Genomic DNA, 13,656 nt, shown 5'->3' with positions numbered 1-13,656 from the left:
ATTTATTATTTACCAGTTTTACCTTCTTTACGACGAACATATTCGCCTTGGTAACGGATACCTTTACCTTTATAAGGTTCAGGAGGTCTTACGGCACGAATATTTGAAGCAGTAGCTCCAACTAATTCTTTAGAAATACCTTCAACCTTAACTGTAGTATTTTTTTCAACAGTGAAAGTGATACCATCTTCTGGTTTGAATTCAACTGGGTGTGAGTAACCAACGTTAAGAACTAAGTTGCTACCTTGCAATTGTGCACGGTAACCTACACCGATTAATTCTAAAGTTTTTTCGAATCCTTTAGAAACACCTTGTACCATATTGTTAATCAACGCACGAGTTGTTCCGTGAACTGTTCTGTCTTTTTGAGAATCAGATGGACGTACAACTTCTAATGTGTTGTCTTCTAATTTGTATGACATGCTGTCGTCAAAAGTTCTAGTTAATTCACCTTTAGGACCTTTGACTGTGATAACGTTTCCTTTGATGTCTACTGTTACATCACTAGGAATTTCAATGATTTTCTTACCTACACGGCTCATTTATGGGCACCTCCTTAATTATTTATTACCAAACGTATGCTAGTACTTCTCCGCCTACATTACGTTTTCTTGCTTCTCTGTCAGTAACGATACCTTCAGAAGTTGAAACTAATGCAATACCTAAACCGTTTAATACTTTAGGTACTTCGTCTGCTTTAGCATAAACACGTAAACCTGGTTTAGAAATACGTTTTAAACCTGTGATAACGCGTTCGTTATTTTGACCGTATTTAAGGAACAAACGTAAAACACCTTGTTTATCATCTTCTACGAATTCAACGTTTTTAATGAAACCTTCACTTTTTAAGATTTCAGCAATTTGTTTTTTGATATTTGACGCAGGCAACTCGATTTTTTCATGACGCACCATGTTTGCGTTTCTTACACGAGTTAGCATATCTGCGATTGGATCTGACATTGTCATAGATTGTTGCCTCCTTTCAAGACTCTCTTTAATTACCAGCTAGCTTTACGTACGCCAGGGATTTGGCCTTTGTAAGCTAATTCACGGAAACAGATACGGCATAATTTGAATTTGCGGTATACAGAATGTGGACGACCACAGCGTTCACAACGCGTATATTCACGAACTGGGAATTTTTGTTTTTTAGATGATTTTACAACCATTGATTTTTTAGCCACTTAATTAGCCTCCTTTATTTAGAGCTTATTTTTGAAATGGCATACCGAATTGTTTCAACAATTCACGACCTTCTTCATCTGTGTTCGCAGTCGTAACGATAACGATATCCATTCCTCTTACTTTACTTACTTTATCATAGTCGATTTCTGGGAAAATTAATTGTTCTTTAATACCTAAAGTGTAGTTACCGCGACCATCGAATGCTTTTTTAGAAACACCGTGGAAGTCACGTACACGTGGTAATGATACTGCGATCAATTTGTCTAGGAATTCATACATTCTGTCGCCACGAAGTGTTACTTTCGCACCGATAGGCATACCTTCACGTAAACGGAATGTCGCAACTGATTTTTTGGCTTTTGTGATTAATGGTTTTTGACCAGTAATTAATTCTAACTCTTCTACAGCGTTATCTAAAACTTTAGAGTTTTGAACTGCGTCACCTACACCCATGTTCACAACGATTTTATCGATTTTTGGAACTTCCATTACTGAACTGTAATTGAATTCTTTCATTAAGTTCTCAGTAACTTCAGTATTGAATTTTTCTTTTAAACGGCTCAAAGTGGATCCTCCTTTCAACTAGTTATTAATTATTAGATTTGATTTCTTCGCCTGATTTTTTAGCGATACGAATTTTTTTACCATCTACAAATTTGTAGCCAACACGTGTTGGTTCATTTGTTTTAGGGTCTAATAATTGTACGTTAGAAACATGAATTGGTGCTTCAGTTTCTAAGATTCCACCTTCTGGATTAAATTGAGTTGGTTTTTGGTGCTTTTTAATGATGTTAACACCTTCCACAACGACACGGTCTTTTTTAGGTTCTGTAGATTGTACTACACCTGTTTTACCTTTATCTTTACCTGAGATAACGATTACGTTGTCACCTTTTTTGATATGCATGTGGGCACCTCCTTAGATTTGTTTATTATTAATTATAGTACTTCTGGTGCTAATGAAATAATTTTCATGTAGTTGTTGTCACGTAATTCACGGGCAACTGGTCCGAAGATACGAGTTCCACGTGGACTTTTATCGTCACGGATAACTACACATGCATTTTCATCAAATTTGATGTAAGAACCATCTTTACGACGAACACCTGATTTAGTACGAACTACAACAGCTTTGACAACTTCGCCTTTTTTGACAACGCCTCCTGGTGTAGCATTTTTAACAGTACACACGATTACGTCGCCGATATTCGCTGTTTTGCGTCCTGATCCGCCTAATACTTTAATTGTAAGTACTTCACGAGCACCAGAGTTGTCTGCTACTTTCAAGCGTGTTTCTTGTTGGATCATGAATTAAACCTCCCTTATCTTTCGATTGATTAAATAATTACTGATTCTTCAACAATTTCTACTAAACGAAAACGTTTTGTTGCTGATAAAGGACGAGTTTCTTGAATTTTAACGATGTCTCCTAATTTAGCTGAATTGTTTTCATCATGAGTTTTATATTTTTTAGAATATTTTACTCGTTTACCGTATAATTTATGAGTTTTGTAAGTTTCTACTAGTACAGTAATAGTTTTGTCCATTTTGTCTGAAACGACTCTGCCTACGTATACTTTACGATCATTTCTTTCACTCACTTTTGTAACCTCCTCTTTCAGTTAATTATTGATTAGCCTTGCTTTGTTCAATTTCTCTTTCACGAGCAACAGTTTTTAGACGTGCAATCGTTTTTCTTACTGTACGAATACGTGCAGTTTCCTCTAATTGTCCTGTAGCTAATTGAAAGCGTAGGTTAAAAAGCTCTTCTTTTGAAGATTTGATTTGTTCTTCGATTTCTGAAGTGGTTAAGTCTCTAATTTCCTTAGCTTTCATTTGATTCACCACCCAATTCTTCACGTTTTACAAACTTAGTTTTTACTGGAAGTTTGTGACTTGCTAAACGTAATGCTTCACGAGCAACTTCTTCTGACACGCCTGCAACTTCAAATAAGATTCTACCTGGTTTAACTACTGCGATCCAACCTTCAACTGCACCTTTACCAGCACCCATACGTACTTCTAAAGGTTTTTTAGTGTAAGGTGTATGAGGGAAGATTTTGATCCAAACTTTCCCGCCACGTTTCATATAACGAGTCATCGCAATACGAGCAGATTCGATTTGACGAGATGTGATCCAAGAAGTTGTAATAGCTTGTAATCCATACTCACCGAATGTTACGAAGTTACCGCCTTTAGAACGTCCTGTTGTTTTTGGACGATGTTGACGACGATATTTTACACGTTTTGGTAGTAACATTATTATTTTCCTCCTTCACTATTATTCTTAGTAGGAAGAACTTCTCCACGATAGATCCATACTTTAACACCAAGTTTACCGTATGTTGTATCAGCTTCAGCATGTGCATAATCAATGTCAGCACGTAATGTGTGAAGTGGAACAGTTCCTTCTGAATATCTTTCAGCACGAGCAATATCAGCTCCGCCTAAACGACCTGAAACTTGAGTTTTAACACCTAAAGCTCCTAGTTTCATAGCTCTTGAAATAGCTTGTTTTTGTACACGACGGAATGATGCACGGTTTTCTAATTGACGCGCAATATTCTCAGCAACTAAACGAGCATCTAAATCAACTTTTTTGATTTCGATTACGTTAATGTGTACACGTTTGCCTGTTAATTTGTTTAATTTATTACGAAGTTTTTCAATTTCTGAACCGCCTTTACCAATTACCATACCTGGTTTACCAGTGTGGATTGCAATGTTGATGCGGTTAGCAGCACGTTCGATTTCTACGTTAGAAACTGATGCTTCTTTTAATTCGTTATCAATGAACTTACGGATTTTCAAATCTTCGTGAAGTAATGTAGAGAAATCTTTCTCAGCATACCATTTTGCATCCCAATCACGGATGATACCAACACGAAGTCCGATTGGATTAATTTTTTGACCCACAGTATTCCCTCCTTAGAAAGTTATTAAGCTTCTTTAGCTTCTTCTTTGCCGTCACTTACGACAATTGTAATGTGGCTTGTACGTTTGTTAATTGCACTTGCACGTCCTTGAGCACGTGGACGGAAACGTTTTAAAGTTGGTCCTTCGTTAGCATATGCTTCTTTTACAACTAATTCATCTGTATTCATGTCATAGTTGTGCTCTGCATTAGCTAAAGCGGACATCAATAATTTTTCAACAACTGGTGATGAAGCTTTGTTAGTTAATTTTAAGATGGCAATAGCTTCACCAACGTTTTTGCCTCTGATCAAGTCTAATACTAATCTGACTTTACGAGGTGCGATTCTGATAGTTCTAGCAACCGCTTTTGCTTCCATTTGTTTCTCCTCCTCTACTTATGAAAAGTAATTTATCTTCTAGTCTTTTTGTCGTCTACAGCATGTCCTTTAAATGTACGAGTTGGAGCAAATTCACCTAATTTGTGACCAACCATATCTTCAGTTACATAAACAGGTACATGTTTACGTCCATCGTATACAGCAAAAGTGATACCGATGAAATTAGGGAAAATAGTTGAACGACGTGACCAAGTTTTAATCACTGTTTTTTTCTGATTACCTTCCTGAGCTTCCACTTTTTTCATTAAGTGGTTGTCGACGAAAGGTCCTTTTTTAATACTACGAGCCATTTTGGCGCCTCCCTTCTTATTATGTGCGTGCAGCATTTAAGCCGCACACCCAAATAAGTTGATATTATTTTCTTTTACGTCCACGAACGATAAGTTTATCAGATGATTTTTTACCGCGACGAGTTTTCTTACCAAGAGTTGGTTTACCCCAAGGTGACATTGGAGATGGGCGACCGATTGGAGCGCGTCCTTCACCACCACCGTGTGGGTGATCGTTAGGGTTCATTACAGAACCACGAACAGTTGGGCGAATACCTTTCCAACGAGAACGTCCGGCTTTACCAACGTTAACAAGTTCATGTTGTAAGTTACCAACTTGACCTACAGTTGCACGGCAAGTTGAAAGAATCATACGTACTTCACCAGAACGAAGTCTTACTAATACGTATTTACCTTCTTTACCAAGTACTTGTGCACTAGCACCTGCTGAACGAGCGATTTGTCCGCCGCGACCTGGTTTTAATTCAATGTTATGGATTGTAGTACCTACTGGAATGTTTGCTAATGGTAAAGCATTACCAGTTTTGATATCTGCTTCTTCACCATTTTCAATTGTTTGACCTACTTGTAAACCTTTAGGTGCGATGATGTAGCGTTTCTCACCATCTGCATATACTAACAATGCAATGTTAGCTGAACGGTTTGGATCATATTGGATAGAATCAACTTTAGCTGGGATTCCATCTTTATTACGTTTAAAATCGATTACACGGTATTGACGTTTGTGTCCGCCACCATGATGGCGTACTGTCAATTTACCTTGGTTGTTACGTCCCGCTCTTTTCGGTAGCGGTTGTAATAATGACTTTTCAGGAGTCGTTTTAGTGATTTCAGCGAAATCCAATGAAGTCATATTACGACGACCATTTGTAATTGGCTTATAATGTTTAAGAGCCATTGTCGCTTACCTCCTTAATGGTAATTTATATTTTTTATTAGTTGAATAGATCGATTGATCCTTCTTTAAGTGTTACTACTGCTTTACGTCTTTTGTTTGTATAACCTTGGTAACGGCCCATACGTTTTTTCTTAGGTTTGTAGTTGATGATATTAACTTTGTCTACTTTAACATCGAAAATTTCTTCAACTGCAATTTTAACTTGAGTTTTGTTCGCACGTGTATCTACATCAAAAGTATATTTGTTTTCAGCCATAGCTTCTGAAGATTTTTCTGTGATTACGGGGCGCTTAAGAACGTCTCTTGCTTCCATTATCCGAGCACCTCCTCAACTTTTTTAGCAGCTGCTTCAGTAATTAATACACTGTCAGCGCTAGTGATGTCTAATACGTTTAATCCAGTTACAGTTGTAATTTGAACGCCAGGAATGTTACGTGCTGATAATTCAACATTTACATCTTCTGATTCAGTAACAACTAAAACTTTTTTAGGTAATTCTAAATTAGATAATACTTTAGTGAATTCTTTTGTTTTTGGTGCTTCTAAACCGAATGCATCAACAACAGTGAATCCATTTTCTTGCACTTTGAAAGATAATGCAGAACGTAATGCTAAACGACGCATTTTCTTAGGCATTTTGTATGAATAGCTTCTTGGAGTCGGTCCGAATACGATACCGCCGCCACGCCATTGTGGAGCACGGATTGTACCTTGACGCGCACGTCCTGTACCTTTTTGTCTCCATGGTTTACGTCCACCGCCACGTACTGCTGAACGATTCTTAACAGAATGAGTACCTTGGCGTAATGAAGCACGTTGTAAATTGATTGCTTCAAAAATAACATCTTTGTTTGGTTCAATCGCGAATACTGAATCGCTTAATTCAACTGAACCTGCTTTTGATCCGTCTACTTTTAATACATCATAATTTGCCATTATGCATTTTCCTCCTTTCGTTAATTAATTATTTATTACCTTTTTTAATTGAAGTTTTGATTTCTACTAATCCTTTTTTAGGACCAGGCACATTACCTTTTACTAAGATAACGTTGTTTTCAGCGTCGATTTGTACAACTTCTAAGTTTTGAACTGTCACTGTGTTGCCACCCATACGACCTGGCATTTTGTGACCTTTAAATACTTTAGATGCGTCTGACGCCATACCTACTGAACCTGGCGCTCTATGGAAATGAGAACCGTGAGCCATTGGTCCGCGAGCGTGTCCATGACGTTTAATATTACCTTGGAAACCTTTACCTTTAGATACTCCAGTTACGTCAATGATGTCGCCAGCTTCAAATGTATCAACTGAGACTTCTTGACCTACTTCGTATTCATCAACATTAATGTTTTTGAATTCACGAATGAAGCGCTTAGGTGCTGTGCCCGCTTTTTTAGCGTGACCTTCAGCTGGTTTGTTTGCATATTTATTAGACTTGCTGTCTTTTTTGTATGCTTGTTTGTCTTCAAAACCTACTTGGATAGCGTTATAACCGTCTACCTCTTCAGTTTTCTTTTGTAATACTACGTTTTGGCCTGCTTCTACAACAGTTACTGGGATTAAGTCTCCGTTTTCACCGAATACTTGTGTCATCCCGATTTTTCTTCCTAAGATTCCTTTGGTCATCGAAAGTCCACCTCCTAAAATTTTCTATTATAATTTGATTTCGATGTCTACACCTGATGGTAAGTTTAAGCCCATAAGAGCATCAACTGTTTTTGGTGTAGGGTTTACAATGTCGATTAAACGTTTATGAGTACGTTGTTCGAATTGTTCACGTGAATCTTTGTACTTATGCACCGCACGAATGATTGTATAAACTGATTTCTCAGTTGGCAATGGAATTGGTCCAGAAACTTCTGCACCAGAACGTTTTGCTGTTTCAACAATTTTTTCTGCTGATTGATCAATTACTCTGTGGTCATAAGCTTTTAATCTGATTCTGATTTTTTGTTTTGCCATAATTTTCCCTCCTTATTATCGTCTACATTTAGTGATAGACTTCTCCACAAAAACTATCTCACACAACGCCATGGCAAAGCGGCCGGGTGTGTCAGTAACCTTTTGCTTCATCGCGTATTCAAAGTCCAACATTAGATATGTTACACGAATACAGTCGCCGTTGCAACCATTTCGCGAAACTTTTTTATGCTAGACTTTTTCTCTAACACATACCAGTATATTTTACTCTAATCCTGACTTGTCTTCAACCCCTATGAGTAATTTTTCTCTTTGGTGTGTACAAATTTTTTTATTCTTCTTTCAAATGGATTATACTTTAAGTGACAGGTGGTGATTGAAATGAAGTTTGGAATTCGAACTACATTAATTATTTTAAGTATCATTATGATTATCTCTGAATTAATTTATGGTATTCCTTTTTTAGGCGGTTCCATAATTGTTTCATTTGGATGGCAGCCATTACTCATCAATGCAGCAATTTATTTTATAATGGTTGTGATGCTTGCCTTTGATAATCAAAACTCTATTCGCCCTATGTTGCTTATACCGCTAATCGGGATTGTTGGATCCCTTGTCGCGATTATCCCAGTAGTTGGTATGGTTACACATTGGATATTATTCTTTTTAATGATCTTATTCTTAATTGTAGTACTTAGTACACCTATTTATATTCCTGATAAAAACGCACGCATCACTTATGACGAAAAAGGTCGTAGAATTAAATAATTAAAAAACAGCCAGGATTTTGTTGTGATTAGCATTTACATTTTGTTCTTAAATCACATAACTAGTCCTGGCTGTTTTTTAAAATCTTTTTCTAAAAAGAAAGCTTGCTTTTTTAAAACCCATTTTTTGTTCATAGAAACGATGAGCTGCTTCTTTTTCTAAACCTGAAGATAATTCAATGCCTTCATATCCTTCTTTTTCAGCTCTTTCTTCAGCATAACTTAATAATATTTGACCGTACCCTTTAGAACGGTGAATTTCATCGGTTACTAGATCACAAACCCAAATTGACTTCTTACTATATAAAGTAATCATCGGCATATATCCTATAACAGCTCTTAATTCATTTTCTTCTACTAAACCAACCATTTTATAATTTTCTTTTTCACGTGCTAAATCAACAAGCTTCATATACTCATAAATATCCAATTGTTTTCTAAGTTGTTTCACAATTAAAAAAGCTTCTCTAATTTGTTGTTCATTTTGTAATTCAACTATTTTCATTATGCTCCCCCTTATATTTTAGTATCACTATCTCTTTTTCCAAATAAAAAAGCAAGCCCCCTTAAGAGCTTGCAATAAGATTTATGTTTTAGCCGTGAACAAAAACAAAATATAAAATAAATAGAACCATGAGTACGTACATAATAGGATGTACTTCTTTTTGACGTTTTGACATCAACATAGTAATTGGATAGAAAATGAAACCACATGCAATACCTGTCGCAATAGAATATGATAACGGCATCATAATAATTGTTATAAATGCTGGTACTGCAAATTCAAATTTTTTCCAATCGATTTCTGCTAAGTTTCCTGCCATAAGCACTCCCACTACAATCAATGCCGGTGCTGTCACAGCACTTGTTACTACAGCCATCAATGGACTGAAGAATAATGCAAGCAAGAAACAGACACCCGTCACAATACTAGCGAATCCCGTACGTGCCCCTACTGCAACACCTGAAGTTGATTCGATATATGAAGTAGTCGTTGTTGTACCAAAAATCGCTCCAATAATTGTGGCAATAGAATCTGAGAATAACGCACGTCCAGCACGAGGCAGTTTATTATCTTTCATCATACCTGCTTGAGTTGCAACAGCAACCAATGTACCTGCTGTATCAAAGAAGTCGATAAATAAAAATGTCAAAATAACAATTAAGAATTGTACAGTGAAAAGCTGCGATGGATCTTTAAATGCATCAAATGCTGCACCGAATGTTGGGGCAATGCTCGGAACTTTACCTACGATTGCATGCGGCATTTGAATTAATCCAGTAACCAATCCTGCAACTGATGTCAAAATCATACCCACAAAAATTGCACCTGGTAATTTTTTAGCATATAGAATTACTGTCACAATGATGCCGAATACAGCAAGCAATACTTTGCCGTTAGTCAAATGTCCTAATGTTACAAGTGTTGAATCATTATTAACAATAATTCCTGATCCTTGAAGACCTACAAAGGTAATAAACAAACCGATACCAGCTGAAACTGCCATCTTCATTTCATATGGTATAGCATTAATAATAGTTTCCCTGAGACCGGTCATGGTCAATATTGCAAAGAATATACCTGAGCATAAAACCCCTGTTAAACCAATCTGCCATGGAATTCCCATTGTTAATACTACAGTAAATGCAAAGAATGCATTAAGTCCCATTCCCGGCGCCAAGGCTATTGGGTACCTGGCGACAAGTCCCATGAACACTGAGCCGACAAATGCTGCGAGCGCTGTTGCTACGAAAACAGCGCCTTGGTCCATTTTCATACTTTCTGGAATACCTTTTACCCCAGCTAAACTTAAAACTTGCGGGTTAACAGCTAAAATATAAGCCATAGATAAAAAAGTTGTTAAGCCGCCTAAAATCTCACGTCGATAATTCGTATGATACTTATCAAATTGGAAATATTTTTTCACTATGTATGCTCCTTAGTTAAAATACTCTCATATTCTAATACCAATTTATTGAAAACACAATGCTATTCGATGAAAAAACCAAACATTTTTAAGTAGAAATTTAAAAACACACTAATTTCACCTATATTTTTAACGAATTTCACAATCTATTGTTCGTTAAAAATACAGTTTATCAATTAGTGTGTGAACACAGTTCATTCCATTTTTGCTATTAAAGTTTTAAATTCTTCAATGCATCTTGGAATGGGTTGTTATCTAATTCTTCTTTACCCATATATTTTTTCATTTCACGTTTAGATACTTTACTTTTACCTTTATTTTTATGACGACGGTCCATTTGTTCTTGTGTTTCAGAATGACCGCATACACAACGATAAGTTGCTTGTTTTCCTTTTCCGAACAATGTCATTTTCTTATGACAGTTAGGACAACGCGCATTTGTCTTTCGTTGAACATTTTTCTTAGTCTTACATGATGGATCTTGACAAACAAGCATTTGACCATTTTTAGTTTTAACGCGAATCATAAATTTACCGCAAGTTGGACATTCTGTGCTTGTGAGATTATCGTGTTTGTATTTTTGCTCGCTATTTTTAATCTCATTCACAATATCTTTTGTAAAGTTTTTCATTTCTTTCATAAATGCGCACGAATCATACTTACCCTTTTCGATTTGTGTTAGCTTCTCTTCCCACTCAGCAGTTAATAACGGTGATGTAAGTTCTTGCGGTGCTAAATCAAGAATTTGACGTCCTTTCGATGTTACACGGATTTGTCCACTTCTCGCCTCTATCGCATTCATATTAAACAACTTATCAATAATATCTGCTCGTGTTGCAACCGTACCGATACCGCCTGTTTGTTTCAATGTTTGCGAATGCTTACTATCTTTCAAATCAAAGAATTTTTGTGGATTTTCCATCGCTTTAAGCAATGTACCTTCATTAAAATATGCTGGCGGCGTTGTTTCATGTGCTTGAATATTAAAACCTTGAACTGTATAGCTTTTGTCTTTATCAAATGTTGGCATTTGAGATGGAGTCGTTTCCGATTTCAATGCTTTAAAACCAGGTTGAACAGTCACTTTATCTTGGAACTCAAACGATTCACCATCTATTTTGCACACCACTTTGACAGCATCGTATTCATAAGGAGGCAACAAGTTTTCAATAAAACGTTCAGCAATCATTAAATACAATTTTTGTTCACGTTGACTTAATACGTTCATGTCAGGTCGTATTTCAGTAGGAATAATTGCGTGATGATCTGATACTTTTTGGTTATTAATAATATTCATCTTCGCACTGAATTTTTGATTCACCAACGGACGTACCTGCGCTTTATATTCAGTAGCAAGTAACGCTTGCAGACGTTCTTTAAATGTATCTACCATATCATCAGTAAGATAGTTTGAATCTGTACGCGGGTATGTTGCTAATTTATGACGTTCATATAAGTTCTGCAAAGTGTTTAACGTTTCCTTGGCGCCCATGTGATAACGTTGATACGCATCTTGCTGTAAATCCGTCAAACTATATAATTTAGCTGGGTATTGTTTTTTATGTTTAGACTGTATATCAACAACTTCAGCTTGTTTCCCTTTTAAGCGTTGTACTAACTTTTCTAGTTTTTGTTTGTCTTTAATACGGTGCTGACTCGCTAATTTAAACGATTGTCCCGCTATTTTAGCTTCTAAAGTATAATATTCAGTCGGACGGAAGTTCTTAATTTCATCTTGGCGCATTTGCACAAGTTGAATTGTTGGTGTTTGAACACGTCCTAATGATAATTGTGCATCATATTTTGTTGTAAGTGCACGTGTCGCATTAATACCTACAATCCAATCCGCTTCACTGCGTGCCAATGCTGCACGATATAATGACAAATATGCTTTACCATCTTTAAGCTGCTTAAAACCATTTCTAATTGCTTTTGCTGTAATAGAACTGATCCATAAACGTTTAATCGGTTTCTTATTATGGACTTTATCCAATATCAAGCGTGCAACCAGTTCCCCTTCTCTTCCTGCATCTGTCGCAATGATAATTTCTTTAACATTTTCTTTTAACATCAATGATTTAACAGTGTTGAATTGTTTTTTAGTTTTGGGTATCACTACTGTCTTCATATGGTCAGGGATAATCGGTAATTCTGCTAAGTCCCACGTTTTAAATTTCTTATCGTATTGTTCTGGCGTTGCATTTGTAACTAAGTGCCCTAACGCCCACGTCACAATATATTGATTATTTTCAAAGTAGCCATTACGTTGTTGCGTAACATTCAATGCATTCGCAATATCTCTCGCAACAGAAGGCTTCTCTGCTAAAATTAGTGATTTCATTTCTTCGTTTCCTTTCTCAAAAATCGTATATCTATTGTAACACGATTCCCTGCTTCACGTTTTCCGTGTATTTCCTTTTATCTAAACGAGAAACAAAGTATAATAAAAGAAAAGCTGCTGTTAATAAAAGAAACCAAGGAGGTCCAAATGAAAACAATCCAGATTGATTCTTCTCAAGACATCCGCAACTTTATTAATCATTCTAATACCGAGTTCTGTTCTTATTTATACAAACTGCATGAAAAAAATGTATCTATGGAACAAGGTATTGCATCATTACAACACGATACAGGTGTTTACGCATTAGTCGATGATTCTGATGAGATACAAATGCTTATAGGCGGCTTCGCTTATGATGCCCATCATTACAAAATGGTCGGTCCATTTCTTGCCGAAAAAGGTGCACCCGACCCTGCAGATTTTAAAAATTTATTTGAAACATTAGCAGCACAGCAAGCGGACGGCACACATTTCAATTTTTCATTTGATGTATCTGACACATACAACAACTCTTTAATGAAAATTATTGATGCCCATTATACGTTTACAGATTATTATTTATCTACAGACCATACTATCGAAACAAGCAATGAAGCAGAGCGCCATATTATCAAATATCACAAAGCCTTTTTCAGCCACTTTGATCGCTTGCATCGAAAAATATTTAGAAGAGATGCCTTAACACCATCTGAAATTACAAATTCAATTGATGAAAATAATCAACTTTTCTTCTTTGTCAGCGAAGGGATTTTAAAAGGATACTTATATCTACAAATGCATCCAGAAGCACATTCAGCTGAAATCAGATATTTCTCTTCACACACTGACTATCGTCATGAAGGGATCGCTTTCAACTTGTTAAGTTATGCGATTAACTATGCTTTCAAAAATGAAGGTATTGAACGTGTCTATTTTAAAATCAGAAGTAAAAATGATAAATTAGTAGACCGTTTCAGTGAACTCGGCTTTGACATCCGATCGGAACGCAAAAAATTCAAATATATAAAATAAA

22 protein-coding genes are annotated in these 13,656 nt (G+C 36.2%); 2 read left to right on the top strand and 20 right to left on the bottom strand.

The features are described from left to right. Window positions 1-5: 5 nt before the first annotated feature. The 17 genes from rplF to rpsJ all read right to left on the bottom strand — a co-directional run bounded on the left by rplF (window position 6) and on the right by rpsJ (window position 7,650). The gene (gene rplF, locus DYE31_RS03720) at window positions 6-542 is read right to left on the bottom strand and encodes a 50S ribosomal protein L6 (protein WP_015900964.1); all 537 of its coding nucleotides are present in this window, start codon (window positions 540-542) and stop codon (window positions 6-8) included. A gap of 25 nt (window positions 543-567) precedes the next feature. Continuing rightward, entirely contained in the window at window positions 568-966 is a 399-nt protein-coding gene (gene rpsH / locus DYE31_RS03715; protein WP_015900965.1) for a 30S ribosomal protein S8, read from the bottom strand. Window positions 967-998: 32 nt separating this feature from the next. Continuing rightward, window positions 999-1,184 (bottom strand): type Z 30S ribosomal protein S14, encoded by a 186-nt coding sequence (locus DYE31_RS03710; RefSeq protein ID WP_015900966.1) that lies wholly within the window; start codon window positions 1,182-1,184, stop codon window positions 999-1,001. A gap of 25 nt (window positions 1,185-1,209) precedes the next feature. Further along, window positions 1,210-1,749, bottom strand: coding sequence for a 50S ribosomal protein L5 (gene rplE / locus DYE31_RS03705; protein ID WP_015900967.1), 540 nt, complete (start codon window positions 1,747-1,749; stop codon window positions 1,210-1,212). Between the two features lie 25 nt (window positions 1,750-1,774). Further along, a complete protein-coding gene (gene rplX / locus DYE31_RS03700; RefSeq protein WP_015900968.1) occupies window positions 1,775-2,092 on the bottom strand; it encodes a 50S ribosomal protein L24 in 318 nt (105 codons plus the stop codon). A 32-nt stretch (window positions 2,093-2,124) separates the two neighbouring features. Beyond that, window positions 2,125-2,493 carry a 50S ribosomal protein L14 gene (gene rplN, locus DYE31_RS03695; protein ID WP_015900969.1) on the bottom strand — a complete coding sequence of 123 codons (369 nt, stop codon included), beginning with the start codon at window positions 2,491-2,493 and terminating at the stop codon, window positions 2,125-2,127. 29 nt (window positions 2,494-2,522) lie between these two features. After that, window positions 2,523-2,786, bottom strand: coding sequence for a 30S ribosomal protein S17 (rpsQ, locus tag DYE31_RS03690; RefSeq protein WP_002432741.1), 264 nt, complete (start codon window positions 2,784-2,786; stop codon window positions 2,523-2,525). Between the two features lie 25 nt (window positions 2,787-2,811). Next, window positions 2,812-3,021: a 50S ribosomal protein L29 gene (gene rpmC, locus DYE31_RS03685; protein WP_000644737.1), complete on the bottom strand. Its 210-nt coding sequence runs from the start codon at window positions 3,019-3,021 to the stop codon at window positions 2,812-2,814. Beyond that, complete coding sequence (gene rplP / locus DYE31_RS03680; protein ID WP_015900970.1) at window positions 3,011-3,445, bottom strand: 50S ribosomal protein L16; 435 nt, start codon at window positions 3,443-3,445, stop codon at window positions 3,011-3,013. Before rplP ends, rpmC begins: the two co-directional genes overlap by 11 nt. Window positions 3,446-3,447: 2 nt before the next feature. After that, window positions 3,448-4,101, bottom strand: coding sequence for a 30S ribosomal protein S3 (gene rpsC / locus DYE31_RS03675; protein WP_015900971.1), 654 nt, complete (start codon window positions 4,099-4,101; stop codon window positions 3,448-3,450). A gap of 23 nt (window positions 4,102-4,124) precedes the next feature. After that, window positions 4,125-4,478, bottom strand: coding sequence for a 50S ribosomal protein L22 (rplV, locus tag DYE31_RS03670; RefSeq protein ID WP_015900972.1), 354 nt, complete (start codon window positions 4,476-4,478; stop codon window positions 4,125-4,127). A gap of 32 nt (window positions 4,479-4,510) precedes the next feature. Continuing rightward, on the bottom strand, window positions 4,511-4,789 hold the full coding sequence (rpsS, locus tag DYE31_RS03665) for a 30S ribosomal protein S19 (RefSeq protein WP_015900973.1): 279 nt from the start codon (window positions 4,787-4,789) through the stop codon (window positions 4,511-4,513). Between the two features lie 64 nt (window positions 4,790-4,853). Further along, complete coding sequence (gene rplB, locus DYE31_RS03660; RefSeq protein WP_015900974.1) at window positions 4,854-5,687, bottom strand: 50S ribosomal protein L2; 834 nt, start codon at window positions 5,685-5,687, stop codon at window positions 4,854-4,856. Between the two features lie 37 nt (window positions 5,688-5,724). Continuing rightward, a complete protein-coding gene (gene rplW, locus DYE31_RS03655; RefSeq protein ID WP_015900975.1) occupies window positions 5,725-6,000 on the bottom strand; it encodes a 50S ribosomal protein L23 in 276 nt (91 codons plus the stop codon). Then, window positions 6,000-6,623: a 50S ribosomal protein L4 gene (gene rplD / locus DYE31_RS03650; protein WP_015900976.1), complete on the bottom strand. Its 624-nt coding sequence runs from the start codon at window positions 6,621-6,623 to the stop codon at window positions 6,000-6,002. Before rplD ends, rplW begins: the two co-directional genes overlap by 1 nt. A 28-nt stretch (window positions 6,624-6,651) precedes the next feature. Beyond that, window positions 6,652-7,314, bottom strand: coding sequence for a 50S ribosomal protein L3 (gene rplC, locus DYE31_RS03645; protein WP_015900977.1), 663 nt, complete (start codon window positions 7,312-7,314; stop codon window positions 6,652-6,654). Between the two features lie 27 nt (window positions 7,315-7,341). Continuing rightward, window positions 7,342-7,650, bottom strand: coding sequence for a 30S ribosomal protein S10 (gene rpsJ, locus DYE31_RS03640; RefSeq protein ID WP_015900978.1), 309 nt, complete (start codon window positions 7,648-7,650; stop codon window positions 7,342-7,344). A 339-nt stretch (window positions 7,651-7,989) separates the two neighbouring features. Here rpsJ and DYE31_RS03635 point away from each other — a divergent pair, with 339 nt between their 5' ends. Continuing rightward, window positions 7,990-8,376, top strand: coding sequence for a hypothetical protein (locus DYE31_RS03635; protein WP_015900979.1), 387 nt, complete (start codon window positions 7,990-7,992; stop codon window positions 8,374-8,376). 78 nt (window positions 8,377-8,454) lie between these two features. On the opposite strand, the gene DYE31_RS03630 is transcribed toward DYE31_RS03635, so the two are convergent. The 3 genes from DYE31_RS03630 to DYE31_RS03620 form a co-directional block, all read right to left on the bottom strand. Next, window positions 8,455-8,880 (bottom strand): GNAT family N-acetyltransferase, encoded by a 426-nt coding sequence (locus tag DYE31_RS03630; protein ID WP_015900980.1) that lies wholly within the window; start codon window positions 8,878-8,880, stop codon window positions 8,455-8,457. Between the two features lie 88 nt (window positions 8,881-8,968). After that, entirely contained in the window at window positions 8,969-10,303 is a 1,335-nt protein-coding gene (locus DYE31_RS03625; protein WP_015900981.1) for an NCS2 family permease, read from the bottom strand. A gap of 211 nt (window positions 10,304-10,514) precedes the next feature. Further along, on the bottom strand, window positions 10,515-12,644 hold the full coding sequence (locus DYE31_RS03620; RefSeq protein ID WP_065865212.1) for a DNA topoisomerase III: 2,130 nt from the start codon (window positions 12,642-12,644) through the stop codon (window positions 10,515-10,517). 147 nt (window positions 12,645-12,791) lie between these two features. On the opposite strand from DYE31_RS03620, the gene DYE31_RS03615 reads away from it, so the two are divergent. Then, complete coding sequence (locus DYE31_RS03615; protein ID WP_015900983.1) at window positions 12,792-13,655, top strand: GNAT family N-acetyltransferase; 864 nt, start codon at window positions 12,792-12,794, stop codon at window positions 13,653-13,655. The last annotated feature ends 1 nt before the right edge of the window (window position 13,656 follow it).

The organism is Staphylococcus carnosus (genome assembly GCF_900458435.1).
Classification (GTDB): Bacteria; Bacillota; Bacilli; order Staphylococcales; family Staphylococcaceae; genus Staphylococcus; species Staphylococcus carnosus.
Note: the sequence above shows the minus strand (reverse complement) of the source record. Positions and strands in the feature narration are given on the sequence as shown.

Coding starts and splice junctions, on each gene's coding strand:
- rplF (WP_015900964.1), bottom strand. CDS start 542: ATGAGCCGTGTAGGTAAGAAAATCATTGAAATTCCTAGTGATGTAACA.
- rpsH (WP_015900965.1), bottom strand. CDS start 966: ATGACAATGTCAGATCCAATCGCAGATATGCTAACTCGTGTAAGAAAC.
- rplX (WP_015900968.1), bottom strand. CDS start 2,092: ATGCATATCAAAAAAGGTGACAACGTAATCGTTATCTCAGGTAAAGAT.
- rplN (WP_015900969.1), bottom strand. CDS start 2,493: ATGATCCAACAAGAAACACGCTTGAAAGTAGCAGACAACTCTGGTGCT.
- rpmC (WP_000644737.1), bottom strand. CDS start 3,021: ATGAAAGCTAAGGAAATTAGAGACTTAACCACTTCAGAAATCGAAGAA.
- rplP (WP_015900970.1), bottom strand. CDS start 3,445: ATGTTACTACCAAAACGTGTAAAATATCGTCGTCAACATCGTCCAAAA.
- rplV (WP_015900972.1), bottom strand. CDS start 4,478: ATGGAAGCAAAAGCGGTTGCTAGAACTATCAGAATCGCACCTCGTAAA.
- rpsS (WP_015900973.1), bottom strand. CDS start 4,789: ATGGCTCGTAGTATTAAAAAAGGACCTTTCGTCGACAACCACTTAATG.
- rplB (WP_015900974.1), bottom strand. CDS start 5,687: ATGGCTCTTAAACATTATAAGCCAATTACAAATGGTCGTCGTAATATG.
- rplW (WP_015900975.1), bottom strand. CDS start 6,000: ATGGAAGCAAGAGACGTTCTTAAGCGCCCCGTAATCACAGAAAAATCT.
- rplD (WP_015900976.1), bottom strand. CDS start 6,623: ATGGCAAATTATGATGTATTAAAAGTAGACGGATCAAAAGCAGGTTCA.
- rplC (WP_015900977.1), bottom strand. CDS start 7,314: ATGACCAAAGGAATCTTAGGAAGAAAAATCGGGATGACACAAGTATTC.
- rpsJ (WP_015900978.1), bottom strand. CDS start 7,650: ATGGCAAAACAAAAAATCAGAATCAGATTAAAAGCTTATGACCACAGA.
- DYE31_RS03635 (WP_015900979.1), top strand. CDS start 7,990: ATGAAGTTTGGAATTCGAACTACATTAATTATTTTAAGTATCATTATG.
- DYE31_RS03630 (WP_015900980.1), bottom strand. CDS start 8,880: ATGAAAATAGTTGAATTACAAAATGAACAACAAATTAGAGAAGCTTTT.
- DYE31_RS03620 (WP_065865212.1), bottom strand. CDS start 12,644: ATGAAATCACTAATTTTAGCAGAGAAGCCTTCTGTTGCGAGAGATATT.
- DYE31_RS03615 (WP_015900983.1), top strand. CDS start 12,792: ATGAAAACAATCCAGATTGATTCTTCTCAAGACATCCGCAACTTTATT.